A 22,854-nucleotide genomic window follows, 5' to 3' on the forward strand; every position below is an offset into this window, starting at 1 on the left:
TGCCATGATGCGAGGCGTGGAGCGAGACCCCGCATCCCCACCGGACCGGCGTCGTGAGCTCGACGCGGTCCGTGCGGTCGTCGTCGTGGGGCTCGTGCTGTTCCACGCCGCGCTCGTGTTCGACGCGCGCGACGACTTCTACGTGAAGAACGCCGAGACCACCGAGCTCACGACGTTCGTCGTCGCTCCCGTCGTGGTGTGCGCGATGCCGCTGCTCTTCGCGATCGCCGGGATCGGGGCGTGGCACTCGGTGCGGTCGCGCGGGGCCGGCGGGTTCGTCCGAGAGCGCATGCTCCGGATCGGGGTCCCGCTGCTCGTCGCGCTCGTCCTGCTCCTGCCCTTCCCGCAGTTCCTCCGGGCGCGGTCGGAGGGCACGTGGACCGGCTCGTACCTGGCGTTCTGGCCGCGGTTCTTCGACGTCCGGCTCGAGCCCGGGGACTTCCCGTTCGTGCTCGACGGGGAGCACTTCGAGACCGGCCACCTCTGGTTCCTGGTCATGCTCCTGACCTGGGCGGTCGTGCTCGCCGTGCTCGTGCGCCTCGTGCCGGACGACGTCGCGCGCCGGACGCGCGGGCGGCTCGCCCAGGCGGTGGGGGCGCGGGGGGCGGTGCTCGCGCCGGCCGTGGTCGTCGGCGTCGTGTGCGCGCTGCACGAGCTCGAGGAGGGGTTCGCGGCCTGGAGCCGCTGGGGCTACCTGCTGTTCTTCCTCGGCGGCCTCGTGCTCGCGTCCGACGCGCGGTTCCGGGCCGCGGTGCGCCGGTACGCCGGGCTGGTCGGGGTGGGCGTGTTCGCGGTGGGCATGGTGCTGTTCCTCGGACCCGCCGGCGAGGTCGACGCGTTCACGGGTCGCGGGGCCGGTGCGGTCGCGTTCCGGTTCCTGTACGGCGTCGCGGGGTGGTGCTGGGTGCTCGCGCTCCTCGGTCTCCTGGACCGGTGGGGCGCGCGCCGGCGCACACCGTCCGCTGATCCTGCGGCCCCGGGTGCCCTGGGGGTGGCGAGCGCCCACCGGGGAGACGCCGTCGCCCACGGTCCGTGGCGACGTCGGGCCTGGGCCTACCTCGGGGCGGCGATGCTGCCGCTGTACGTGCTGCACCAACCGGTCGTCGTCGCGGTCGCGTACCCCGTCGTGGGATGGGACCTGCCTGCCCCGGCGAAGTATGCGGTGATCGTCGCGGTGTCGTTCGGCGTGCTGCTCGCGGTCTACGACCTGCTGGTCCGGCGCACGCGCATCACGCGCGTGCTCCTCGGGATGCGGGCCTGAGCCGTCACAGCTCCTCGTAGACCGCCGGGTCCTGGTCGTTCGTGCGGCCGTCGGGTCGCGCGAGGCCGGTGAGGGCGTTCATCTCGTGCGTCGTGAGCTCGAACGAGAACACGTCGAGGTTCTCGCGCTGCCGGTCGGGCGACGACGCCTTGGGCAGCGGGACGACGCCGAGCTGCACGTGCCAGCGCAGGATCGCCTGGACGGGGGAGATGCCGTGCGCGGCGGCCACCGCCGCGACGACCGGGTCGCGCAGCAGGTCGCTCGCGCGACCGATCGGGCTCCAGGCCTCGGTGACGATCCCGCGCTCGGCGTCGGCCGCCCGCTGCTCCCCCTGCGGGAAGTACGGGTGCAGCTCGACCTGGTTGACGACCGGCGTCACGCCCGTCGCGGCGATCACCGCGTCCAGGTGCTCGGGCAGGAAGTTCGAGACGCCGACGTGGCGGACAAGCCCGCGCTCGCGGCACTCGACGAGCGCCTCGTACGCCTCGACGTACCGCCCGATGCGCGGGTTCGGCCAGTGGATCAGGTAGAGGTCGATGTGGTCGAGCCCCGTGCGGAACAACGACTCCTCGACGGTGCGGACCGCGTCGTCGTGCGCGTGGTACCGGCCGGGGAGCTTGGACGTGACGATCACGTCGTCGCGCGCGACGTCCGCGCGACGGACGGCCGCCCCCACGGCGCCCTCGTTCTCGTAGCTGAACGCCGAGTCGACCAAGCGGTAGCCCGCGTCGATCGCGCGGGCGATCGTGTCCGCGCCCTCCTCGCCGCCCAGCCTGTACGTGCCGAACCCGATCGCGGGGATCGTCGTGCCGTCCTGGGCGCCGAGGGTGGGGATCGTCATGAGCCCATCCTGCGTCGGGGCCCGCGCGACACGCACCCCGACGGGCCGGGGCGCCGGCCGTCGCGGGCGAGAGACGGGAAGTGGCCCCCGATCCGCAGGGATCAGGGGCCACGTCTCAGTTCTCGGCGGACGCTACGCGGCGTCCGGGAACGGGACGCCCGTGGTCGCGTGGCAGCGGTAGCCGTTCGGGTTCTTGTCGAGGTACTGCTGGTGGTAGTCCTCGGCGTAGTAGAACGGGCCGGCCTCGACGGCGGGGCGCATCTCGGTCGTGACCGGGTCGTACCCCTTGGCCTCGAGCACCGCGGAGTAGCGCGCGGCGGTCTCCCGGACCGCCTCCTCCTGCTCCGGCGTCGTCCAGTACACGGCGGACCGATACTGCGTGCCGACGTCGTTGCCCTGGCGGTAGCCCTGCGTCGGGTCGTGCCGCTCCCAGAAGATCTTGAGGAGCTCCTCCTCCGTGACCTTCGTGGGGTCGTACGCGACGAGCGCCGTCTCGGTGTGGCCCGTGCGCGCGGTGCACGCCTCCTCGTAGGTGGGGTTCGGCGTCGTGCCGCCCATGTACCCGACGGCGGTGCTCACCACGCCCGGGACCTGCCAGAAGATCTCCTCGGCGCCCCAGAAGCAGCCCATCGCCAGGTAGAGCACCCGTGTGCCCTCGGGCCACGGCCCGGTGAGGGAGGTGCCGAGCACGGTGTGGGGACGCGGGTTCTGCAGCACGGGCGACTGGCGGCCCGGCAGCGCGTCCTCGGGGGCGATCATCGTCGTCTTGCCGGACGAGCCGAAGATCGCGTCGAAGATCGAGTTCATCGCTTACCTCCTGAGTTGCCCGGACGACCGGGGCGCTGGCCCACGACGCATCATCCTGGCACGGGGTAGAACGCGGCACGGCCAACAGGTGTTCCTGGGCTGCCGACCAGGTGGTCGCGGCTCGTCCGGGTGACGAGACGGACCAGGACCACCTGCTCGGCGCCGGGGGTGCGCCGTAGGGTGGGCGGGTGAGCAACCACCGCGGCGAGCACCCCGACTGGACCACGACCGGCTTCTCCACGCGTGCGATCCACGCGGGCCAGGACCCGGATGCGACGACCGGCGCCGTCGTGCCGCCGATCCACCAGGTGTCGACGTACAAGCAGGACGGCGTCGGGGGGCTGCGCGGCGGGTACGAGTACTCGCGCTCCGCGAACCCGACGCGCACCGCGCTCGAGGAGGCGCTCGCAGCGTCGGAGTCCGGGGGACTCGGCCCGACGGCGGACGGGTCGCCCGCCGCGCGCGGGTTCGCGTTCGCGTCCGGGCTGGCCGCGGAGGACACGCTGCTGCGCGCCGTCGTGCGCCCCGGCGACCACGTGATCGTGCCCGACGACGCGTACGGGGGCACGTACCGGCTCATCGCCCGGGTGTTCGGGCCGTGGGGCGTGGAGCACACGCCCGTCGACCTCACGGACGTCGAGGCCGTGCGCGCGGCGGTGCGCCCCGAGACGCGCGTCGTCTGGGTCGAGACCCCGACCAACCCGCTGCTCGGGGTCTCCGACATCGCGGCGCTCGCGGGCGTCGCGCACGACGCCGGGGCGCTGCTCGTCGTCGACAACACCTTCGCGACCCCGTACCTCCAGCAGCCGCTCGCGCTGGGGGCGGACGTCGTCGTGCACTCGACCACGAAGTACATCGGCGGGCACAGCGACGTCGTCGGGGGAGCGCTCGTCGTCGCGACGGGCGCCCGGCTCCCGGGCGGTCTCGTGTCGCCCGCGGGCGGGACGGACGTCGCCGGGGCGGTCGGGTTCCACCAGAACGCGTCGGGCGCCGTCGCCGGGCCGTTCGACGCGTGGCTCACGCTGCGCGGGCTCAAGACGCTCGCGGTGCGCATGGACCGCCACCAGGCCAACGCGGCCGCGGTCGCCGACTTCCTCGCCGCCCACCCCGCGGTCACCGAGGTGATCTACCCGGGCCTCGCGTCGCACCCCGGGCACGAGCTCGCCGCGCGGCAGATGCGCGGGTTCGGCGGCATGGTCTCGTTCCGTGCGGGCAGCGAGGCGAAGGCGCTCGACGTGTGCGCGCGCACCCAGGTCTTCACGCTCGCGGAGTCCCTGGGCGGTGTCGAGTCGCTCATCGAGCACCCGGGTCGCATGACCCACGGCTCCGTCGCCGGGACCGCGCTGGAGGTCCCCGACGACCTGGTGCGGCTCTCCGTCGGCATCGAGGACGTCGAAGACCTGATCGCGGACCTCACCCAGGCGCTGGCGTAGCCTGCGGTCCCGCGCGCTCCGGGCCGTGGGGAGATCCTGCGCACACCGGGCGTGCCGCGGGGTATTCAGCGCCGCGCGCGGAGGGTCGCTCACCTAGGGTTGCGCTGTGAGCGCGCAGACGGACCAGCACAGGACCCCCGACCCGCTTCCTCCCGCGCGCCCCGGCGCGACGGCGGTGCCTGACTCGGTGCGCTCCGCCGCCGCCTGGTCGTGGCGGCTGCTGCTCATCGGCCTGACGATCGCGGCGGGCCTGTGGCTCGTCACGCAGCTCAAGGTGATCGTCGTCCCCATCGCGGTGGCGCTGCTGCTCACGGTGCTGCTCACGCCGCTCCAGCGCTTCTTCCGGCTCCGCCTGCGGATGTCGCGCGGCCTCGCGTCCGGCGCGTCCCTCATCGCGCTCATCGTCGTCGTCGCGGGGCTCGTGGCGATCGCGGGGCAGCAGATCGTCAGCGGCTTCCAGGACCTGCGCGACCAGGCGGTCGAGGGCTTCGAGCAGTTCACCGCGTGGCTCGCCGACGGTCCGCTCGGCCTCGACTCGACGACGATCTCGCACTGGCTCGACCAGGCCGGGACCGCGGTCTCGGAGAACCAGGACTCGATCGTCTCCGGCGCGCTGGGCGCGGCGACGACGATCGGCCACGTGGTCGCGGGCGCCCTCATCGCGCTCTTCTGCACGTTCTTCTTCCTGCTCGACGGGCGCACGATCTGGTCGTGGGTCGTCGGGCTGCTGCCGCTGCGCGCGCGCGACAACGTCCACCAGGCGGGGCGCCGGGGCATCGTGACGCTCGCCGCGTACACGCGCACGCAGATCCTCGTGGCCGCGGTCGACGCGGTCGGCATCGGGATCGGTGCCGCGTTCTTCGTCCCGTCGCTCGCCCTGCCGCTCGGCATCCTCGTGTTCGTGGGCTCGTTCATCCCGATCGTCGGTGCCATCGTCACCGGGTCCATCGCGGTGCTCGTCGTGCTCGTCGCGCAGGGCTGGGTCCAGGCGCTCGTCATGCTCGGCATCGTGCTGCTCGTGCAGCAGATCGAGGGCCACATCCTCCAGCCGTTCCTCATGGGCCACGCCGTGTCCCTGCACCCGGTCGCCGTGCTGCTCGTCGTCGCAGCGGGCAGCTTCGCGGCGGGGATCGTCGGCGCGCTCTTCGCGGTCCCGATCGCCGCGGTCCTCAACACCGTCGTCCTCTACCTGCACGGGCACGACAAGTTCCCCGAGCTCGGGACCGACGACCGGGTCGTGGTGCGGGGAAGCCCCCAACCCCCGGTCGTCGCGCGCGCGGAGGCGGACCTCGAGGACGTGGGCACGCGCCGTCGGGCGCGCAGGGCGGAGCGCCCCGGCGAGGACTCGGCCGTGGCCGGCCCGCAGGACGCGGGAACCGTCGACGACGCCGCGCCCGGGGAGACGCGGTGACCTCGGGACCGGTACCGGTCACGCTCGACGACGTCCGCGACGCCGCGCGCCTGCTCGACGGCGTCGCGTACCGCACCCCGGTCCAGACGACGCGCGCGATCAGCGAGGCTGCGGGCGTCCGCGTGCTGCTCAAGTGCGAGAACCTGCAGCGCGCGGGGTCGTTCAAGGTGCGCGGCGCGTACGTGCGGATGGCGCGCCTCAGCGACGACGAGAGGGCCCACGGCGTCGTCGCGGCGAGCGCCGGCAACCACGCGCAGGGCGTCGCGTTCGCCGCCGGTCTGCTCGGCATCCGCGCGGTCGTGTACATGCCGGTGGACGCCGCGCTGCCCAAGGTCGCGGCGACGCGCCAGTACGGGGCGGAGGTCCGGCTCGTCGGCGCCGACGTGGACGAGACGCTGGCCGCCGCACGCGCGGAGGCCGAGCGGACGGGCGCGGTGTTCATCCACCCGTTCGACCACCCCGACGTCGTCGCCGGGCAGGCGACGATCGCGCTGGAGATCCTCGAGCAGGTGCCCGACGTCCGGACCGTGATCGCACCGCTCGGTGGCGGCGGGCTCGTCGCGGGCCTCGCCGGGGCGTTCGCGCAGACGGCGCCGCACGTGCGCGTGATCGGGGTGCAGGCGGAGCGCGCCGCCGCCTACCCCGGCTCGCTCGCCGCGGGGGAACCGACGACGGCGCGGCTCGCCGCGACGATGGCGGACGGCATCGCGGTCGGCACTCCGGGCGCGGTGCCGTTCGGGATCCTCGCGCAGCACGGCGTCGAGGTGCGCACCGTGACCGAGGAGGAGATCTCCCGCTCGCTCCTCATGGTCGCCGAGCGCGCCAAGCTGCTCGTCGAGCCCGCCGCGGCGACGGGCGTCGCCGCGCTCCTCTCGGGGACGGCCGCGGTCGACGCGGGCGCCGCCGACCCCGTCGAGGGGCCCGTCGTCGTCGTGCTGTCCGGGGGGAACGTCGACCCCCTCGTGCTGCTGCGCGTCGTGCGCCACGGCCTCGCCGCGGCCGGCCGGTACATCCAGCTCCAGGTGCTGCTCGACGACCGTCCCGGTGCCCTCGCGCGCATGCTCGAGGTCATCGCCACGAAGCGCGGCAACATCATGCACATCGACCACGACCGCACCGACGTGGGTCTCGCGATCGGCGAGGCCTGGGTGCGCATGCAGGTGGAGACCAAGGGCCCGGAGCACTGCGACGAGCTCGTCGCGCACCTGCGCTCCGAGGGCTACCGGGTCGAGCGCAGCGACGGCGGCTCGCCCCGCCTCTGACGAGGAACGAGAAGTGGCCCCTCCGAGACGTCTCGGAGGGGCCACATCTCACGTCTCACCGGCGGTGGCCGCCGGGGGCGCGTCAGCCCGCGAAGGGCTTCGCGGCGACGACCTTCACGGCGATCTCGTTGCCGTTCGGCGCGGTGTAGCTCGTCTCGTCGCCGACGGCCTTGCCGTCGATCGCGGCGCCGAGCGGCGACGTCGGCGAGTACACGTCGAGGTCGGTCGTGCCGGCGATCTCGCGCGAGCCGAGCAGGAACGTCATCTCGTCGCCCGCGACGAGCGCGGTGACGACCATGCCGGCCTCGACCATGCCGTCGTCCGGAGGGGTGCCGATCTGCACGTGGCGCAGCTTCTCCGTGAGCTCGCGGATGCGGGCCTCGTTCTTGGCCTGCTCCTCGCGCGCGGCGTGGTAGCCGCCGTTCTCCTTGAGGTCGCCCTCGTCGCGGGCGGCGGCGATGCGCTCCGCGATCTCGGTGCGGCCCTCGCCGGACAGGTGGGCGAGCTCGGCCTGCAGCCTGTCGTGCGCCTCCTGGGTCAGCCAGGTGACGGTGGTGTCGGTCACGGTTCGCTCCTTCCTTTCCATGGTCGACGGCCGGGTCGGTCGCACGGCCGTGCGGGTACGGGCAGCCGGGGCGCGTGCGGTCGCGGTGCGCCTGCCTGCCCGGGTCGGTGACGCTGGCCGGGTGGCAGCGCGTAGGACTGGTCTCCCGCCGGGAACCGGGGCGCCCGGCGGGTGCGTGCCTGTCACCGGCACGCTGTCTCGGGCTCCACACGGTCGGGTGCGGGAATCCCTCAGGATAGCAAAGCACAGGGTGCCGACAGCGACGGCGCAGGTCAGCGGGCGCGCGGCCGGCACGCGGCGGGGTGCGTCAGGGCGCGGGCCGGCAGGACTGGACGATGCCCGTCGTGGCGAGCTCCGACGTCGCGACGCTCACCGTGTAGCGGGACTCGGTGACCTCGACCGGCCCGACCGTCACGTCGACCGTCCCGACCTGCGCGTAGCTCTCGGCGAGGGCGTCGAGCGTGCACGTCGCGGTCGTCCCCGGGTCCATGTAGACCTCGAACGTCACGTCGACGCGCTCCGGGCTCACCACGGTGTACCCGAAGTCCTTGAACCGCACCGGCTCGTTCGCGTAGCGCAGCCCGATGACGAGCGTGATCGCGACGCCGACGATCGCGACGAGGACGATCCCGACGACCGCGAGGCGGCGGCGTCGCTCGGTCGGCTCGGGACCGTACCGGCCTGCCGGCGGTCGCAGGGGCGCGCCCGGGGCGGGCTGCGGGGCGGTGGTCTCGTTCGTCATGGTGCGGTCCCGTGGTCGGTGCCGCCGCGTCCGGTCGCTGGCCCCGGCGTCGGGCCGGTGGTTCCCGGCGGTTCGTCAGGTGTGGGCGCGGTGGGGGATCATGTCCTCGACCCATCTTCGCAGAGCCCCGGCGCTCGTCGTGCACCCGCGACGTGCCCGGTCGCGCGATGAGACGTACGACGCACCCGGGAGGACCCGTGGCCGAACCCGCGGCCGGATCGACCACCCACGGCGAGCAGCCGGAGACGCTCCGGCTCCTGGCCGTGCACGCGCACCCCGACGACGAGTCGAGCAAGGGCGCCGCGACGGCGGCGCGCTACGCGGCCGAGGGCGTCGACGTGCTCGTCGCGACGTGCACCGGCGGCGAGCGCGGCGACATCCTCAACCCGAGCTTCGGCGAGGGGCCCGAGGGCATCGACGGCATGCGTGCCCTGCGGCGCGTCGAGATGGCGTCCGCGGCTCGTGCGCTCGGGGTGCGTCAGCAGTGGCTCGGGTTCGTCGACTCGGGGCTCCCGGAGGGCGACCCGCTGCCGCCGCTGCCCGAGGGCTCGTTCGGTCTGGTCCCGCTCGAGGAGGCGGCCGCGCCGCTCGTCGAGCTCGTGCGCGAGTTCCGCCCGCACGTCGTGACGACGTACGACCCGTCGGGCGGCTACCCCCACCCGGACCACGTCATGTGCCACCGCGTCGCGTTCGAGGCGTTCCACGCCGCGGGCGACGCCGACCGCTACCGCCGCGAGGGCGGCGCGGCCCCGTGGTCGCCGCTCAAGCTGTACTACAACCACGACTTCTCGATGAACCGGATCCGCACGCTGCACGAGGCGATGCAGGGCGCCGGCCTGGAGTCGCCGTTCGGCGACTGGGTCGAGTCGCGGTCCGCGCGAGAGATCCCCGAGCGTGAGGTCACGACCCGCGTCCACGTCGCGCGCTACTACGCGCAGCGCGACGCGGCGCTCATCGCGCACGCCTCGCAGATCGACCCCGACGGTTTCTTCTTCGCGATCCCGCGCGACCTCGAGGTCGACGTGTGGCCGTTCGAGGAGTTCGAGCTCGCCGAGTCGCGAGTGCCCACGCAGCTCCCGGAGGACGACCTGTTCGCCGGCGTCCGCGAGCTCGTCACGACCGAAGGAGCGGGCCAGTGAGCACGACGACGTCCCTCGTGGACTCCTGGGCGCCGACCGGGGCCGGTGGCCCGGGATGGGCGGCCGACGTGGTCGCCGAGACCGCGACGCCGAGCCCCGCCGACGACCCGCTGCGCGAGGACCTCGACCCGAACGACGTCTCGCCGGGACTCGTCGGCTTCGTCGCGATCTTCGCGGTGGCGCTCGCGACCGTCGGCCTCTTCTTCGCGCTGTCCCGTCAGCTGCGGCGCATGCGGCACAACGCCGAGGTGCAGGGGATCGGCGCGGACGGCCCGCTGGAGCCGGGCGACGGCGCCGACGGCGAGGCGCCCGGCACGGCGGGCCCCGATGCTGCGAGCCCGGGCGCCGCGACGGGCGACGACGGTGCCCCCGACGGTGGCACCCCGGGCAGCGAGCCGGGCGACGTACCCGGGAGCGCACCCGGCAGCGGTCCCGCGCGGCGGGGCTGACCGTGGCCGCCGGGGCGCGGGTCACGATCGGCCAGATCGAGGTCTCGGCCGACCACGCGGCCAACCTCGTCACGGTCGGTGCCGCGTTCCGGGAGGCGGCGCGCGTGCGCGCGGACCTGCTCGTGCTGCCCGAGTACGCGGCGGGCTTCGACCCGCGGGGCACGGGCGTCGAGCACGCCGAACCGCTCGACGGGCCGTTCGTCACCACCCTGCGCAGGCTCGCCCGCGAGCACGGGGTCGCCGTGGTCGCGGGTACCCTCGTGCCGGGCAGCGCCCCCGGACGCGCGGTGAACGTGGTCGTCGCGGTGGACGCGTCCGGCGAGATCGTGGGCACCTACCGCAAGGTGCACCTCTACGACGCGTTCGGGCACCGCGAGTCCGACCGGCTCGACGCCGGCGACCCGGCGGCACCCCCGCTGGTCCTGCGCCTCGGCGACCTGACCTTCGGCGTCATGACGTGCTACGACCTGCGGTTCCCCGAGAGCGCGCGGCGGCTCGTCGACGCCGGTGCGGACGTGCTCGTGGTGCCCGCGGCGTGGGCGGCGGGCGACCTCAAGGCCGACCAGTGGCGCACTCTCGCCCGGGCGCGCGCGATCGAGAACACCGCCGTCGTGCTCGCGGTGGGCCAGGCGGGCAGGGGCGTGACCGGCCGGTCGCTCCTCGTGGGACCCGACGGTCAGGTGGGTCTCGAGCTCGGCGAGCGTGCCGAGCTCCGCAGCGCCGACCTCGACCCCGACGCCCTGGCGAGCGTGCGCGAGCGCAACCCGTCCCTCACCAACCGCCGCTACTCCGTCGTCCCTCGGGACTGAACCCGAGGCGGCTCAGCGCGCAGCGACCGCCGCCAGCATGATCGCGACGTAGTGGCACGTGAACCCGACCACGGTGAGCACGTGGAAGATCTCGTGGAAGCCGAACCAGCGCGGGCTGGGGTTCGGCTTCTTGATGCCGTAGACGACGGCACCGAGCGTGTACGCGAGGCCGCCGGCCGCGACGAGCCAGACGATCGCGGGACCGTTCGTCGTGGTCCAGAACTGCGGCATGTAGCCGACCGCGACCCACCCGAGGGCGACGTAGATCGGCACGTACACCCAGCGGGGGGCGTCGAGCCACAGGATCCGGGCGAGGAGCCCGAGGACGGCGCCGCCCCACACGATCGAGAGCAGGATCGTCGCGGTCCGCTGCGGGAGCAGGAGCACGGCGAGGGGCGTGTAGGTCCCGGCGATGATGAGGAAGATGTTGGAGTGGTCGGCGCGTCGGAGGACTCCCGCGACGCGGGGCGACCACGTTCCGCGGTGGTAGACCGCGCTCGTGCCGAAGAGCAGGCACGCGCTGAGCCCGAAGATCGCGCACGACACCTTGCCCGCGACCGGGGGCGCGACGACGACGAGGACGATGCTGGCCGCGAGGACGAAGGGGAAGGTCCCGGCGTGGATCCAGCCGCGCAGACGTGGTTTGACGGCCTCGACGACCTTCTCGACGGCGTCGCCCACGCTCTCGCGGACGTTCCCCGCTGCCGGGGATCCGGCCGCGTCCTCCCCGGTCGTGGCAGGGGCGGGGTTGCCGGCGCTGCGGTCGGTCGGTCGGTCCACGGCGTCTCCTCGGGGTGGGGCGGGTCGGCGGACGGGGCGGTCGGGCGCGGTGCCCGGTACGTTCAACCTACGCCATCGTAAGTTACGGCAGCGTAGGTTCGTGACGGACGGGCGACGCGCGGTGTGAAGATCCTGGGCAGGGGCGTGCACGGCGGCGGCCACCCGGCCGGGGGGACGTCGGAGAGCGGTAGCGTGTGCGGGTTCGGCCTGCGCGTCCCGACCAGGACCAGCCCGCCGGGCGACACCCGTCCTTCCACCGTCGAGGAACCGTCGTGCGCCTGCCCCGCCCTGTCTACGGACTCTACGAGCGTCGCCTCGCCGCGACCCTCTCGCACGAGAGCGTGCCGCGCCACGTGGGTGTCATCCTCGACGGCAACCGGCGCTGGGCGCGCTCGTTCGGGGAGTCGACCGCGACCGGCCACCGCCGCGGCGCGGACAAGATCACGGAGTTCCTCGGCTGGAGCGAGGACCAGGGTGTCGAGGTCGTCACGCTCTGGATGCTCTCGACCGACAACCTCTCGCGCTCGCAGGAGGAGCTCTCCGCGCTGCTCGACATCATCGAGGACGCGGTACGCGACCTCGCGGACTCCGGTCGCTGGCGGCTGCGCGTCATGGGCCGTCTCGACCTGCTCCCCGAGCGCCTCGCGGGCGCGCTGCGCGAGGCGCAGCAGCGCACGGCCTCGGTGGACGGGCTCCAGGTGAACGTGGCGATCGGCTACGGCGGCCGCCACGAGATCGCCGACGCCGTGCGCTCGTACCTGCGCGAGCAGGCGGCCGCGGGCGCGCAGCTCCAGGACCTCGCGGAGAACCTGGACGTCGAGCACATCGAGGAGCACCTGTACACCAAGGGCCAGCCGGACCCTGAGCTCGTCATCCGCACGTCGGGCGAGCAGCGCCTCGGGGGCTTCCTGCTGTGGCAGAGCGCGCACTCGGAGTTCTACTTCTGCGAGGCGTACTGGCCGGACTTCCGGCGCGTCGACTACCTGCGCGCGCTGCGTGCCTACTCCCAGCGCGAGCGTCGCCTCGGCCGCTGAGCCTCGCCCGAGCCGGTAGGGTCGATGCGAACGCATCGGTCGAGCCGTCCGGGGGTGCCATGGCGGGGCAGGGCCACCGCGAGGAGGAGCCCGGCCACGGGCACGCCAACCCACGACTCGCGGTCGAGACGTGGGAGTCGCTCTTCCGGGCCCAGGTGACGATCATGCGCCGGCTCCAGTCCGACCCGGTCTGGGACGGTCTCACCCTGCGCGAGTACGACGTGCTGTTCTCCCTCACCAAGGGCCCCGACGACGGGATGCGCCTGCGCGACCTCAACGCCTACATCCTGCTCAGCCAGCCGTCGCTGAGCCGCATGGTGGACCGGCTCGCGACCCGCGGCCTCGTCGAGCGCACGTCCGCACCCGACGACGCTCGCGGCACGCTCGTCCGGCTCACCCCCGCGGGCCGGGACATCCAGCGAACGACCGGTCGTGCGCACGCGCGCGCCATCGCGACCTACGTGGGCGGCGCGCTCGACGACGACGAGCTCGTGACGCTCGGCCGGCTCCTCGAGCGCCTGCGCGCCGCACAGCCCGGGATCGCCGACGCGGTGCCGGGCGGCGCCACCGCCGCCCCGCCGCACGACCCGGCCAGCGACCCGCGCGGCGGCGCGCCCGCCCCCGACTGAGCGCTGTGGCGGGGAACACGTCCGGTCCGCCCGTTCCTGGGCGGACCGGGACGGGTCCCGCTGCCTAGGATGCGAAGCGTGTCCTCAACGCCGAGCACCACCCAGACCGGTTCCCCGCAGCGCCCCGACGGCTCGCTGCGCGTCGTCGTCGCACCCGACTCGTTCAAGGGCAGCCTGAGCGCCGCGGACGTCGCGCACGCCGTCGCCACCGGGGTGCGCAGCGTCGTCCCGGACGCCGAGGTCGTCGAGCTGCCCATGGCCGACGGCGGCGAGGGCACCCTCGACGCGCTCCTCGCCGTGTGGGGCGTCCCCGCGCGGGAGGTCGCGACGGTCGACGCGATCGGGCGGCCGCGCACCGCGCGGTTCGGGGTCTCCGCCGACGGCCGCCTGGGCGTCGTGGAGCTCGCGGAGGCGAGCGGCCTGCCGCAGGTCAGCGACGTCGCGCTGCAGCCCCTGCACGCGCACACGCTCGGCACGGGTGCGGCAGCGGCCGCCGTGCTCGACGCCGGGGTGGACGAGGTGATCGTGTGCCTCGGTGGGTCGGCCTCGACCGACGGCGGTTCCGGCATCCTCACCGGCCTGGGCGCGCGGCTCCTGGACGCCGCGGGCCAGCAGGTGCCCGACGGCGGCGAAGGGCTCGCGCAGGTCGCGCGCCTCGACCTGTCCGGGCTGCACCCCCGCGCCCGCGACGTGCGCTGGCGTCTCGCGGTCGACGTGACCAACCCTCTGCACGGCGAGCGGGGCGCGGCGCACGTGTTCGGCCCGCAGAAGGGCGCCCAGGACGCGGACGTCGCCTTCCTCGACGACGCGCTGCGCCGCTGGGCGGGCGTTCTCGTCGAGGAGGCCGGTTTCGACGTCTCCGAGCTCGCGGGTGCGGGCGCCGCGGGCGGCGTGCCCGCGGCGATGGTCGGCGTCCTCGGCGCCGAGCTCGAGCCGGGCGCGCGCCTCGTCGCCGAGGCGGTCGGGCTGCCGGACGCGATCCGCGTCGCAGACCTGGTGCTCACCGGCGAGGGGTCGTTCGACTCGCAGTCGGTCAACGGGAAGGTCGCCGACGCGATGGGTGCGCTCGCCGCCGAGGCGCCGCACCGTCCGCCGGTCGTCGTCCTCGCGGGGCGCGTGCTGCTGCCCGCCCACCAGGCACGGGACGCCGGGATCGCCGCGGCGTTCAGCATCGCGCCGGGGCCGATCGCGCTCGACGAGCTCCTCGACCGCACCGCGTCCCGGCTGACCGACCTCGCCGCGACGGTCACGAGCCTGCACATCGCCTCGCGACACTGACCCCGAGACCCGAGACCCGAGACCCGAGACCCGAGACCGTCGGTGTCAGCGCCGGGGCCAGGTCCACGGCGGTTGGTCGAGCAGACCCTCGCGGCCCGCGACCGTCGTCTCCCCGAACGGTGAGCGGACGAGCTCGACCTCCTGGAGGTCGTCGGAGCCCGGTAGGTCCCTCGTGCCCGCCGCCGTCGCGTCCCGCAGCGCCTCGACGAGCGGCGTCGCATGGGTCACCACGACCACCTGCGTCTCCCGGGCCGCGGCGTGCACGAGCGCGCCGAGCGCGGGCAGCAGGTCGGGGTGCAGGCTCGTCTCGGGCTCGTTGAGCACGAGCAGCTCGGGCGGGCGCGGCGAGAGCAGCGCGGCGACGAGGAACAGGTAGCGCAGCGTGCCGTCGCTCAGCTCGGCGGCGGTGAGAGGCCGCAGCAGACCGTCCTGGTGGAGGGCGATCTCGAACCGTCCGTCGTCGGCGTGCACCGCGAGCCGGCTGCCGGGGAACGCACGGGAGACGGCGTCGTCGAGCTCGTCGCCGCGGCCGAGGTCCCGCACCGTCTCGAGCGCGGCCGCGAGGTCCGCGCCGTCGTGCGCGAGGACGGGCGTGCGGGTGCCGACCTGCGGCGCGCGGGCCGGCGCTGCCGCGTCGGTGCGGAGCTGGTCGTAGAACCGCCACGAGCGCAGGGCCTCCCGCACCGCGACGACCTCCGGCGCGCCTACCGGGTCGACGAGCTCGGTGAGCACGCTGTCGAACGACCGGAGCCGGGCGGGGGAGGAGACCCAGCCTCCGGAGTCGTCCCGCACACGGACGGCGGGCCCGCGGCGCTCGACCTGGAGAGCCGCGGGGCGCGGGACGGGTCCGGACCAGATCGACTCGACCTTGATCTCCGGGTCGAGGCCGAACGCCGAACCCGGGTGCTGCGGCAGCCCGAGGTCGACGGCGTAGCCGAGGTCGGAGGGCGCGGCGCCTGCGAACCCCAGCCGCAGCGCGACGGGCGCGGTGCGCCGCGTGCCCTGGACCGCGCCGCCGTCGCGCACCGCGCGGCCGCCGCCGTGCTCCGGCCCGGCCCACAGCGTCGAGCGCAGCCCGCCCTCGCGCGCGACCGCACCCACGGCGCCCCCGAGCGCGCACCCGGCGAGCAGACGCAGCGCGCGGTACAGGCTCGACTTGCCCGTCCCGTTCGCACCGGTCACGACCGTGAGCCGGCCGAGCGGCAGGACCAGGCCGCGCAGGGACCGGTACCCCTCCACGGCGATCGTCGCGAGCATCCGTCACCTCCCGCCGCGCATGCTACGTGCCGCGTCCCACAGTGCCGGGGGTCGGGCCGTCGTGGGAACAGGGAAGGGCCCGGCCCTCGACGGAGGACCGGGCCCTGCGCGCCCGCAGCGTGGCGCGAGGTCAGTCGGTGATGGCGAAGGCGTCGATCTCGACGAGCATCTCCTCGCGCGGCAGGCCGGTGAACACCGTGGTGCGGCTGGGGAGCACGCCCTTCGTGGTGTGCTGCGCGACGAACGCGCCGTACGCGTCGTTCATGATCGGGAAGTCCTCGCGCTTCGTGAGGTAGACGCGCAGCATGACGACGTCGTCGAACGTGGCGCCGGACGCCTCGACGATGGCCCGCACGTTCTCGAGCGTGCGCGTGGTCTGCGCGGCGACGTCGCCCGGGTACAGGTACTCGTTCGTCGCGGGGTCCACGGGGCCCTGGCCGGAGACCTGGACGAACGGGCCCTTGCGCACGCCCTGGTGGAACGTGTGCGCGGGCGCCGGGGCGTCGGGGGTCGAGATCGCGGTCTTCTCGCTGGTCATGGTGTCCTCTCGGGATCTTCGGTGTGTCGTTCGGCGGGCGTGGTCAGAGATCGATGGTCGCGAGGTCCACGACCTCGTCGCCGCGCACGACGGCGGCAACGCGCCAGCGGTCGAACGTCGTGCAGGGGTGGGAGATGCCGAACCCGACGACGTCGCCCGGGCGGACCTGGGCGGTCGCGGGGCCGGTGACCTGACTGGCGCCTGCCTCGTCGGCGTCGAGCGCGAGGTAGAGGTGCTGGTCGTTGAGCGCGGTCACGCGCGTCCCGGCGAGCTCGCGCGCGGGCAGCCAGCCGTCGTCGGACTGCGAGCGCAGCCAGAGCGCGACGGGCAGGTCGATGTCGAACGACACGTCGCGGCGCCCGATGCCGCAGACCGCGAGGCCGGGCTCGGGGACGGACAGGACCTGGCCCCAGACGGTCGCGGCGCCCTGCAGCGGCTCGGCGCCGGGGATGCGGCTCCACGGGTCGGTGCGCGAGTAGAAGCCGTGGTCGTGCGTGACGTACGCGCCCGAGCGCACGACGACGCGGACCTCGACCTCGCGACCGTCGGCGCCGGCGACCGGCCCGGGCAGCTCGGCGAGCACGACGTCGAGGAACGAGCTGCCGCCCGCGGACAGCACGAGCGGCTCGTCGACGCCCGCGAGGCCCTCGCGGACGAACGCGGCGCCGAGGTCGCGCAGACCGTCGCACCACGCGGCGACGGCGGCGAGCTCGTCGGCGCTCGTGCCGCCCGCGACCGAGCCCTCGTACCCCGTCACGCCGAGGAGTCGTAGGCCCGCCGCGTGGACGGCGCGCGCGAGGTCGAGCGCGGCGGCGGTGCTGCGCACGCCCGTGCGCCCGCCCGGGACGCCGAGCTCGACGAGCACACCCAGGCGTGCCCGGACGGCGGCGGGCGCGGCGGCGAGGCCGCGCGCGAGCAGCTCCACGCCGTGCGGCGAGTCGACGCAGAGCCACACCTCGTCCGCGCGTCCGGCCGCGTCGGCGCGCGCCAGGTCCTCGCGCAGCGATGCGATCTCGCGCGGGTCGAGCAGCTCGTTCGCGAGCAGCACGCGCGGCACGCCCCAGTCGCGCACCGTGCGGAGCTGGGCGGGCGTGGCGACCGTCGCGCCCCACGCGCCCGCGGCGGCCTGGCGCGCGAACAGGGCGCGCGACATGGTCGTCTTCACGTGGGGCGCGTGCTCGACGCCACGCTCCGCGCACACGCGCGCGACGACGCCGACGTTGTGGTCGAGCGTCGCGTCGTCGAGCGTGAGCAGCGGCCAGGAGAAGGCACCGTCCGTGACGCGCGGCGAGCCCGCGAGCACGTCCGCGACGGTCGCCGGGCCGTCGAGCCGCAGGCCCTTGGTCCGGGGCCCGACGGCGTCGTGCGCCCAGGGTCGGTCGGGTGCGGGACGCGCGGCGTCGTCCGTCGTGCCGGTCATGTGGTCCTCCTCGGGAGTGGGGCTCTCGTGCTGGACGGCTCGCGGCTCACGCCAGCGGCACGCCCGCGCCCGGGCGCAGCGGCCGGCCCGGGAGGGCGTCGGTCAGCGAGCCGTCGCGCAGGACGGGGACGCCCGCCACGAGCACGTCGTCCACGCCCGACGCCGGGCGGCGCGGGTCCTCGTACGTCGCCTCGTCGCGCACCCGGTCGGGGTCGACGAGCGCGAGGTCCGCGACCGCCCCCGGCACCACCACGCCGCGCCCGGCGAGCGCGAACCGCGCGGCGGGCCGTGTCGAGAGGTGCGTGAGGGCGTCGTGCCACGTCCAGTCCCCGAGCGTACGCACGTGCTCGGCGAGGAAGCGCGCGAAGGCACCCCACCCGCGCGGGTGGGGGCGGCCGCCGGCGTAGATCGCGTCGGACCCGCCCACGTGCGCGTCGTGGCGCAGCAGCGCACGGACGGACTCGGGGGAGTTGGTCGGGGGCTGGGCGAACACGCACGAGGCGCGCAGGTGCGTCGCGACGAGCAGACGCACCGCGGCCTCGGCCGGCGCCAGGCCCAGGCGGGCGGCGACGTCGGGGAGCGTCATGCCCTCGGCCCAGGTCAGGTCCTCGGCGGGCTCGCCGGCGGGGGCCCCAGCAGCGGCGCCCGTGGGGACGGCCGCCATCGTGACGCGGGGCCACAGGTCGGCCAGGGCGGGGAAGTGCTCGCGGTGCAGGCGGTCGAGCACGGCGGGGTCGGCCAGGGCGGCCACGGTCGCGTCGACGTCGGCGATCGGCAGCCACGTCGGCAGCGACACCATCGACAGGATCGAGCACCCGCGCAGGTAGGGGTAGGAGTCGAACGTGACGTCCAGGCCCTGGGCGTGGGCGTCGTCGACGTACCCCAGGAGCTCCGCGGCCGGGCCGTGGTAGTGCGAGACGTGCGTCGCGACGCCGGACGCGCGTGCGACGCGCACGAGCTCGGCGAACGCCGGGCCGGCCTTGTCCTCGTAGCCACGCATGTGCGACACGTGGGGGAGTCGGCGGGCCGCGAGGACGCCGGTGAGGGCGACGAGCTCGGCCTCGTCGGCGTACGTCGCCGGGACGTACTCCAGGCCGGTCGACATGCCCAGCGCGCCGTCGTCGAGCGCGGCCGTGAGCAGGGCGCGCATCCGGTCCGTCTCGGCGGGCGTCGCGGTGCGTGCCGCAGCCCCCAGGACGGCGTAGCGGATCGTGCCGTGCGGGGCGAGGTAGCCGACGTTGACCCGGGTCGAGCGGTCGTAGGTCGCGAGCAGGTCCGCGACGGACCCGCCGCGGAACGTCGGGTGCTCGCCGTTGATCGCGGCGAAGTACCCGCTCGCCCAGGTGGCGGCGTCGTGCAGGCCCGACGCCGTCTCGTCGCCCGGCCCGGACGCCTCGCCCGGCGCGGGCGAGGGCGCGTAGGACACGCCGTCCTGCCCGACGACGACGCTCGTCACGCCCTGGCGCAGCATCGCGAGCTGCACGTCCTCGTCCAGGACCGCGGCCTCGCCGTGCACGTGCGCGTCCACGAAACCCGGCAGCAGCAGGCGCTCGCCCGCGTCCAGCACGTCGGCGTCGGCGGGGGCGGTGGCCGCGGCCGGGGCCACGCTCTCGACGCGGCCCGCGCGGACTGTGACGTCGACGGGGGAGGAGGCGCCGCCGTCGGGCAGGACGAGGCGCGCGCCGCGGACCACGAGCGCGCTCATGCGGGGCCGCCCTCGTCCTCGTCGCGACCCTCGACCCAGCCGCCGACGCCGCGCAGCCCGCCCGCGGCGAGCTCGGCCGCGCGGTCGCGGGGCCAGCCCGCGACGCCGGGCCGGGTCTGCCACGGGTGCGGTCCGTCGAGCGGGCGGTACTCGACCCCGTACGCGTCGAGGCGCGGCAGGTGGTGCGTCACGAGGCGCTCGCGGAAGTCGATCGAGGCGGGCGAGCCCGGGGACCGGTCCGTCGCCGCCGACCACATCACCTCCGCGAACGCCGCGAGGCGCGGGAACGCGGCGTAGTCGACGCGGCGAGCGGAGTCGAGGTGCTCGGACCACAGCTCGGCCTGGCCGCCCAGGAGGGCGCCGGTGCGACCGTCGCTCGTGCCTGCGTCCTGTCGCGTGCTCGCGAGCCCGGCCGGCAGCGGCTCGAACGCGTACACGTCGTCGAGCGTCGTGAGGAAGCCGACCGGCACCGGCTCGTCCGGGGCGTCGCCGCCGCGGTGGTCGAGGTAGACGACCTGCTCCGGGGCCATGACGACGTCGTGGCCGGCGGCGAGCGCGTCCGCCCCGACGGCCCAGCCGCGCCACGACGTCACGACGACGTCGCGGGGGAGCGCGGGCCCGAACGCCTCGTCCCACACGACCGCGCGGCGCCCGCGGGACGCGACGTGCTCCGCGAGCCGGGCGAGGAACCAGCCGTGCAGCCCGCCGACGTCGTCGAGCCCGAGCGCCTCCGCACGCGCGACGATCGCCGGGTTCTCGCGCCACAGCGTCGTGGGGACCTCGTCACCGCCGATCGCGACGAACGGCGCGTCGAACACGTCGAGCACCTCGTCGAGCACGTTCCGGAAGAACTCCAGCGACTCCTCGGACGGGTCGAGCACCTCGGTGCTCACGCCCCAGGTCGTGCGGACCTCGTGCCGCTGCTTGCGCGTGCCCAGCTCCGGGTAGGCCGCGACGGCCGCCTCCACGTGACCCGGCGCGTCGATCTCCGGCACGACCGTCACACCCCGCTCGCGCGCGTACGCGACGATCTCGCGCAGGTCGTCCTGCGTGTAGAAGCCGCCGTGCGGGCGGCCGTCGAACACCCCGGCGCGCCACGTCCCGACGCCCGACTCGCGCCGCCACGCCCCGACCTCCGTGAGCCGGGGATAGCGCGCGATCTCCATGCGCCACCCCTGGTCGTCGGTGAGGTGGAGCTGGAGCACGTTGAGGCGGTGCGCCGCGGCGAGGTCGACGAACCGCAGCACGTCGGCCTTCGGGAGGAAGTGGCGCGCGACGTCGAGCAGCACGCCGCGCCACGGGAACCGGGGGTGGTCGGTGATCGTGACGTGGGGGAGCACGAGCTGCCCGTGGTGGTCGTCCGCTGCCGCGCTCGTCACGGCCGGGACCGGCGCCCGGCGGAACGCGGCCGGGCCGGCGAGCTGGCGGAGCGTCTGCGCGGCCGCGTGCGCGCCGTCGAGGTCACCGGCGTCTACGCGGACCCCGGCGGCGTCGACCGTGAGGCGGTAGCCCGACGGCGGGAGGCCGCGGTCGAGCGCGAACGTCACCGTGGCCTGGCCGACGTGGGACCCCCGCGCGGGCACCTCCGGAGAAGCGTCAGCGGGGCGAGGTGCCGGGGTGTCCGCGGCGGGATCGACGGGCACGAGGTCGATGCCGAAGGCGTCCTCCGTGGCGCGGCTCCACCAGCGTGCGGCTGTGCGCAGCGCCGGGTCGGCGAGGACCCGCGTCCCGTCGGCGACGACGGTCGTGCCGTCCCCGGGCGTCAGCGCCACCGGAGCCGGGAGGATCCCGGAGGGGTCCGTCGTGAACTCGGAGCGTGACGTGGGCACCTTTTGGAAGGACACCGAACGAGCCTAGCCGCAACCGCCGTCGACTCCCCACTCGCCCCGGGCAAGGCGGGCCTCTCCCCGTCCCGCCCACCCCGCCCAGCGCTGAGAACGCCGCCATCCGCACCGAGAACGACATGGCGGTCGGGAGGAGCGTCATGGCGACCCCCATGTCGTGCTCGGCGGGAGCGGGAGCGAGAGGGGCGGGGGTGGGACTCGCGACCCGGCGAGGGTCGGGCGACGCAAGCATGCGTTCGGCGGTCCCGGATTCACGCAAGCGGCTTGCAACCGCGCGTATAGTCGACGGCATGTCGAGACGTCTGGCGGAGGTCGCCACCAAGGTCGGTGTCAGCGAGGCCACGGTGAGCCGCGTGCTCAACGGGAAGCCCGGCGTCTCGCAGGCGACGCGCGACGCGGTGCTCACCGCGCTCGACGTGCTCGGCTACGAGCGGCCGACCAAGCTGCGCGGCGAGCGCGGGCGCCTCGTGGGGCTCGTGCTCCCCGAGCTCGTCAACCCGATCTTCCCGGCGTTCGCCGAGGTCATCGGCGGTGCGCTCGCGCAGCAGGGCTTCACGCCGGTGCTGTGCACGCGGACCGCGGGCGGCGTCACGGAGGCCGAGTACATCGACCTGCTCCTGGGTCAGCACGTGTCGGGCGTGATCTTCGCGGGCGGGTTCTACGCGGAGCGCCTGGCCGACCACGCGCACTTCCGCCGGCTCGAGAAGCTCGGGCTGCCGGTCGTGCTCATGAACGCCTCGATCGAGGACCTCGACTTCCCGCGCGTCTCGTGCGACGACCTCGTCGCGATGAACCAGGCGCTCGGCCACGTGCTCTCGCTCGGCCACGAGAAGGTCGGCCTGCTGCTCGGGCCGGCGGACCACGTGCCATCCGAGCGCAAGCTCGCCGCAGCGCAGGCGTTCGCCGAGCGGCAGGGGCACGTGCTCGACCCGACCCTCGTCGTGCACAGCCAGTACTCGCTCGAGAGCGGGCAGGCCGCCGCGAACCGGCTGCTCGAGGCCGGCGCGACGGCGATCGTGTGCGCGAGCGACCCTCTCGCCCTCGGTGCCGTGCGCGCGGTCCGGCGCGCGGGTCTCGACGTCCCGACGGACGTGTCCGTCGTCGGCTACGACGACTCGAACCTCATGAACTCCACCGACCCGGCGCTGACCACGGTCCGCCAGCCCATCGAGCCCATGGGCCGGGCGGCCGTCGACCTGCTCGCGAGCATGATCGCGGGTGCCGACGTCTCGCGCGACGAGCTCCTGTTCGAGCCCGAGCTCGTCGTGCGCGGCTCGACCGCCGCGGCGCACGCCGCCGGCCGTGAGGCCACCGCCTCCTAGTCCGTACCGACTCCTCCAGGGCCCCGGCCCGGCCGCTCGCACGCGCCGGACCGGGGCCCTCGTCGTCGTGCCCTCCCGCGGTCGCCGAACCCGGGGTTGTCGGCACGACGGAGCCCGGGTCCGCCGATATCCCCGGGATCGGCGCGCGCGGAGGTCCGTGGTCGGTGCGGCGCGCGGCGCCCACGGCGCTCCCGCAAGCGTCGGTAGTTCTCTCGACGTCAAGAGATAGCGTTTCGATAACGGCACTGTCAGATTCTTGCGCGGATCATGTCGTCTAGTTACAGTCGTCCACGACGGCGCGGTCGGCACCCGGTGCACGACGACCGTC

Annotated in this window: 21 protein-coding genes; 11 read left to right on the forward strand and 10 right to left on the reverse strand. The window is 74.8% G+C overall.

Annotated elements, in window-relative coordinates:
• The first annotated feature begins 16 nt into the window (after positions 1 to 16).
• Positions 17 to 1,261, forward strand: a complete 1,245-nt coding sequence (locus FIC82_RS07320) for an acyltransferase family protein (protein ID WP_216610000.1) — start codon at positions 17 to 19, stop codon at positions 1,259 to 1,261.
• 4 nt (positions 1,262 to 1,265) lie between these two features.
• Here FIC82_RS07320 and FIC82_RS07325 read toward each other — a convergent pair whose 3' ends face one another.
• Positions 1,266 to 2,102, reverse strand: coding sequence for an aldo/keto reductase (locus tag FIC82_RS07325; protein WP_154798110.1), 837 nt, complete (start codon positions 2,100 to 2,102; stop codon positions 1,266 to 1,268).
• Between the two features lie 132 nt (positions 2,103 to 2,234).
• On the reverse strand, positions 2,235 to 2,909 hold the full coding sequence (gene msrA, locus FIC82_RS07330; RefSeq protein WP_154798111.1) for a peptide-methionine (S)-S-oxide reductase MsrA: 675 nt from the start codon (positions 2,907 to 2,909) through the stop codon (positions 2,235 to 2,237).
• Positions 2,910 to 3,097: 188 nt separating this feature from the next.
• Between msrA and FIC82_RS07335 the strand changes: the two genes are divergently transcribed.
• The 3 genes from FIC82_RS07335 (at position 3,098) to ilvA (ending at position 7,015) form a co-directional block, all read left to right on the forward strand.
• Positions 3,098 to 4,342, forward strand: coding sequence for a cystathionine gamma-synthase (locus FIC82_RS07335; protein ID WP_168731592.1), 1,245 nt, complete (start codon positions 3,098 to 3,100; stop codon positions 4,340 to 4,342).
• A 106-nt stretch (positions 4,343 to 4,448) separates the two neighbouring features.
• Positions 4,449 to 5,753, forward strand: coding sequence for an AI-2E family transporter (locus tag FIC82_RS07340; protein ID WP_168731593.1), 1,305 nt, complete (start codon positions 4,449 to 4,451; stop codon positions 5,751 to 5,753).
• Complete coding sequence (ilvA, locus tag FIC82_RS07345; RefSeq protein ID WP_168731594.1) at positions 5,750 to 7,015, forward strand: threonine ammonia-lyase; 1,266 nt, start codon at positions 5,750 to 5,752, stop codon at positions 7,013 to 7,015. Before FIC82_RS07340 ends, ilvA begins: the two co-directional genes overlap by 4 nt.
• Positions 7,016 to 7,097: 82 nt before the next feature.
• Here ilvA and greA read toward each other — a convergent pair whose 3' ends face one another.
• Both greA and FIC82_RS07355 read right to left on the reverse strand, forming a co-directional pair.
• Positions 7,098 to 7,580 carry a transcription elongation factor GreA gene (gene greA, locus FIC82_RS07350; protein ID WP_168731595.1) on the reverse strand — a complete coding sequence of 161 codons (483 nt, stop codon included), beginning with the start codon at positions 7,578 to 7,580 and terminating at the stop codon, positions 7,098 to 7,100.
• 307 nt (positions 7,581 to 7,887) lie between these two features.
• Positions 7,888 to 8,322 (reverse strand): DUF4307 domain-containing protein, encoded by a 435-nt coding sequence (locus FIC82_RS07355; RefSeq protein WP_154798113.1) that lies wholly within the window; start codon positions 8,320 to 8,322, stop codon positions 7,888 to 7,890.
• A 197-nt stretch (positions 8,323 to 8,519) separates the two neighbouring features.
• On the opposite strand from FIC82_RS07355, the gene mca reads away from it, so the two are divergent.
• Genes mca through FIC82_RS07370 form a run of 3 tightly spaced genes read left to right on the forward strand, consistent with a single transcriptional unit; the run spans position 8,520 to position 10,719 of the window.
• Positions 8,520 to 9,461 carry a mycothiol conjugate amidase Mca gene (gene mca, locus FIC82_RS07360; RefSeq protein ID WP_253691559.1) on the forward strand — a complete coding sequence of 314 codons (942 nt, stop codon included), beginning with the start codon at positions 8,520 to 8,522 and terminating at the stop codon, positions 9,459 to 9,461.
• The gene (locus FIC82_RS21060) at positions 9,458 to 9,910 is read left to right on the forward strand and encodes a hypothetical protein (RefSeq protein ID WP_168731329.1); all 453 of its coding nucleotides are present in this window, start codon (positions 9,458 to 9,460) and stop codon (positions 9,908 to 9,910) included. Before mca ends, FIC82_RS21060 begins: the two co-directional genes overlap by 4 nt.
• Positions 9,911 to 9,912: 2 nt before the next feature.
• Positions 9,913 to 10,719 carry a carbon-nitrogen hydrolase family protein gene (locus tag FIC82_RS07370; RefSeq protein WP_253691561.1) on the forward strand — a complete coding sequence of 269 codons (807 nt, stop codon included), beginning with the start codon at positions 9,913 to 9,915 and terminating at the stop codon, positions 10,717 to 10,719.
• A 12-nt stretch (positions 10,720 to 10,731) separates the two neighbouring features.
• Here FIC82_RS07370 and trhA read toward each other — a convergent pair whose 3' ends face one another.
• A complete protein-coding gene (gene trhA / locus FIC82_RS07375) occupies positions 10,732 to 11,499 on the reverse strand; it encodes a PAQR family membrane homeostasis protein TrhA (protein ID WP_168731596.1) in 768 nt (255 codons plus the stop codon).
• A 272-nt stretch (positions 11,500 to 11,771) separates the two neighbouring features.
• On the opposite strand from trhA, the gene FIC82_RS07380 reads away from it, so the two are divergent.
• The 3 genes from FIC82_RS07380 to FIC82_RS07390 all read left to right on the forward strand — a co-directional run bounded on the left by FIC82_RS07380 (position 11,772) and on the right by FIC82_RS07390 (position 14,440).
• On the forward strand, positions 11,772 to 12,533 hold the full coding sequence (locus tag FIC82_RS07380) for an isoprenyl transferase (protein WP_168731597.1): 762 nt from the start codon (positions 11,772 to 11,774) through the stop codon (positions 12,531 to 12,533).
• A gap of 59 nt (positions 12,534 to 12,592) precedes the next feature.
• Positions 12,593 to 13,162 (forward strand): MarR family winged helix-turn-helix transcriptional regulator, encoded by a 570-nt coding sequence (locus FIC82_RS07385; RefSeq protein ID WP_154798116.1) that lies wholly within the window; start codon positions 12,593 to 12,595, stop codon positions 13,160 to 13,162.
• A 78-nt stretch (positions 13,163 to 13,240) separates the two neighbouring features.
• A complete protein-coding gene (locus tag FIC82_RS07390) occupies positions 13,241 to 14,440 on the forward strand; it encodes a glycerate kinase (RefSeq protein WP_253691563.1) in 1,200 nt (399 codons plus the stop codon).
• 45 nt (positions 14,441 to 14,485) lie between these two features.
• Here the strand turns inward: FIC82_RS07390 and FIC82_RS07395 are convergent, their stop codons facing one another.
• The 5 genes from FIC82_RS07395 to FIC82_RS07415 form a co-directional block, all read right to left on the reverse strand.
• On the reverse strand, positions 14,486 to 15,697 hold the full coding sequence (locus tag FIC82_RS07395; protein WP_154798118.1) for an AAA family ATPase: 1,212 nt from the start codon (positions 15,695 to 15,697) through the stop codon (positions 14,486 to 14,488).
• A 130-nt stretch (positions 15,698 to 15,827) separates the two neighbouring features.
• Entirely contained in the window at positions 15,828 to 16,235 is a 408-nt protein-coding gene (locus tag FIC82_RS07400) for a RidA family protein (protein ID WP_087469635.1), read from the reverse strand.
• A gap of 43 nt (positions 16,236 to 16,278) precedes the next feature.
• The gene (locus FIC82_RS07405; RefSeq protein ID WP_154798119.1) at positions 16,279 to 17,655 is read right to left on the reverse strand and encodes an alanine racemase; all 1,377 of its coding nucleotides are present in this window, start codon (positions 17,653 to 17,655) and stop codon (positions 16,279 to 16,281) included.
• Positions 17,656 to 17,701: 46 nt separating this feature from the next.
• A complete protein-coding gene (locus FIC82_RS07410; protein WP_154798120.1) occupies positions 17,702 to 19,360 on the reverse strand; it encodes an N-acyl-D-amino-acid deacylase family protein in 1,659 nt (552 codons plus the stop codon).
• Positions 19,357 to 21,204: a beta-N-acetylhexosaminidase gene (locus FIC82_RS07415; RefSeq protein ID WP_253691565.1), complete on the reverse strand. Its 1,848-nt coding sequence runs from the start codon at positions 21,202 to 21,204 to the stop codon at positions 19,357 to 19,359. Before FIC82_RS07415 ends, FIC82_RS07410 begins: the two co-directional genes overlap by 4 nt.
• A 290-nt stretch (positions 21,205 to 21,494) precedes the next feature.
• On the opposite strand from FIC82_RS07415, the gene FIC82_RS07420 reads away from it, so the two are divergent.
• Positions 21,495 to 22,526 (forward strand): LacI family DNA-binding transcriptional regulator, encoded by a 1,032-nt coding sequence (locus tag FIC82_RS07420; RefSeq protein WP_154798121.1) that lies wholly within the window; start codon positions 21,495 to 21,497, stop codon positions 22,524 to 22,526.
• The last annotated feature ends 328 nt before the right edge of the window (positions 22,527 to 22,854 follow it).

It is taken from the genome of Cellulosimicrobium protaetiae (assembly GCF_009708005.2).
GTDB lineage: Bacteria > Actinomycetota > Actinomycetes > Actinomycetales > Cellulomonadaceae > Cellulosimicrobium > Cellulosimicrobium protaetiae.

Bases quoted from the DNA above. Each gene is read 5' to 3' on its own strand.
- FIC82_RS07400 (WP_087469635.1), bottom strand. From the start codon at position 16,235: ATGACCAGCGAGAAGACCGCGATCTCGACCCCCGACGCCCCGGCGCCC.
- FIC82_RS07420 (WP_154798121.1), top strand. From the start codon at position 21,495: ATGTCGAGACGTCTGGCGGAGGTCGCCACCAAGGTCGGTGTCAGCGAG.
- FIC82_RS07355 (WP_154798113.1), bottom strand. From the start codon at position 8,322: ATGACGAACGAGACCACCGCCCCGCAGCCCGCCCCGGGCGCGCCCCTG.
- msrA (WP_154798111.1), bottom strand. From the start codon at position 2,909: ATGAACTCGATCTTCGACGCGATCTTCGGCTCGTCCGGCAAGACGACG.
- FIC82_RS07405 (WP_154798119.1), bottom strand. From the start codon at position 17,655: ATGACCGGCACGACGGACGACGCCGCGCGTCCCGCACCCGACCGACCC.
- FIC82_RS07395 (WP_154798118.1), bottom strand. From the start codon at position 15,697: ATGCTCGCGACGATCGCCGTGGAGGGGTACCGGTCCCTGCGCGGCCTG.
- FIC82_RS07385 (WP_154798116.1), top strand. From the start codon at position 12,593: ATGGCGGGGCAGGGCCACCGCGAGGAGGAGCCCGGCCACGGGCACGCC.
- FIC82_RS07410 (WP_154798120.1), bottom strand. From the start codon at position 19,360: ATGAGCGCGCTCGTGGTCCGCGGCGCGCGCCTCGTCCTGCCCGACGGC.
- FIC82_RS07325 (WP_154798110.1), bottom strand. From the start codon at position 2,102: ATGACGATCCCCACCCTCGGCGCCCAGGACGGCACGACGATCCCCGCG.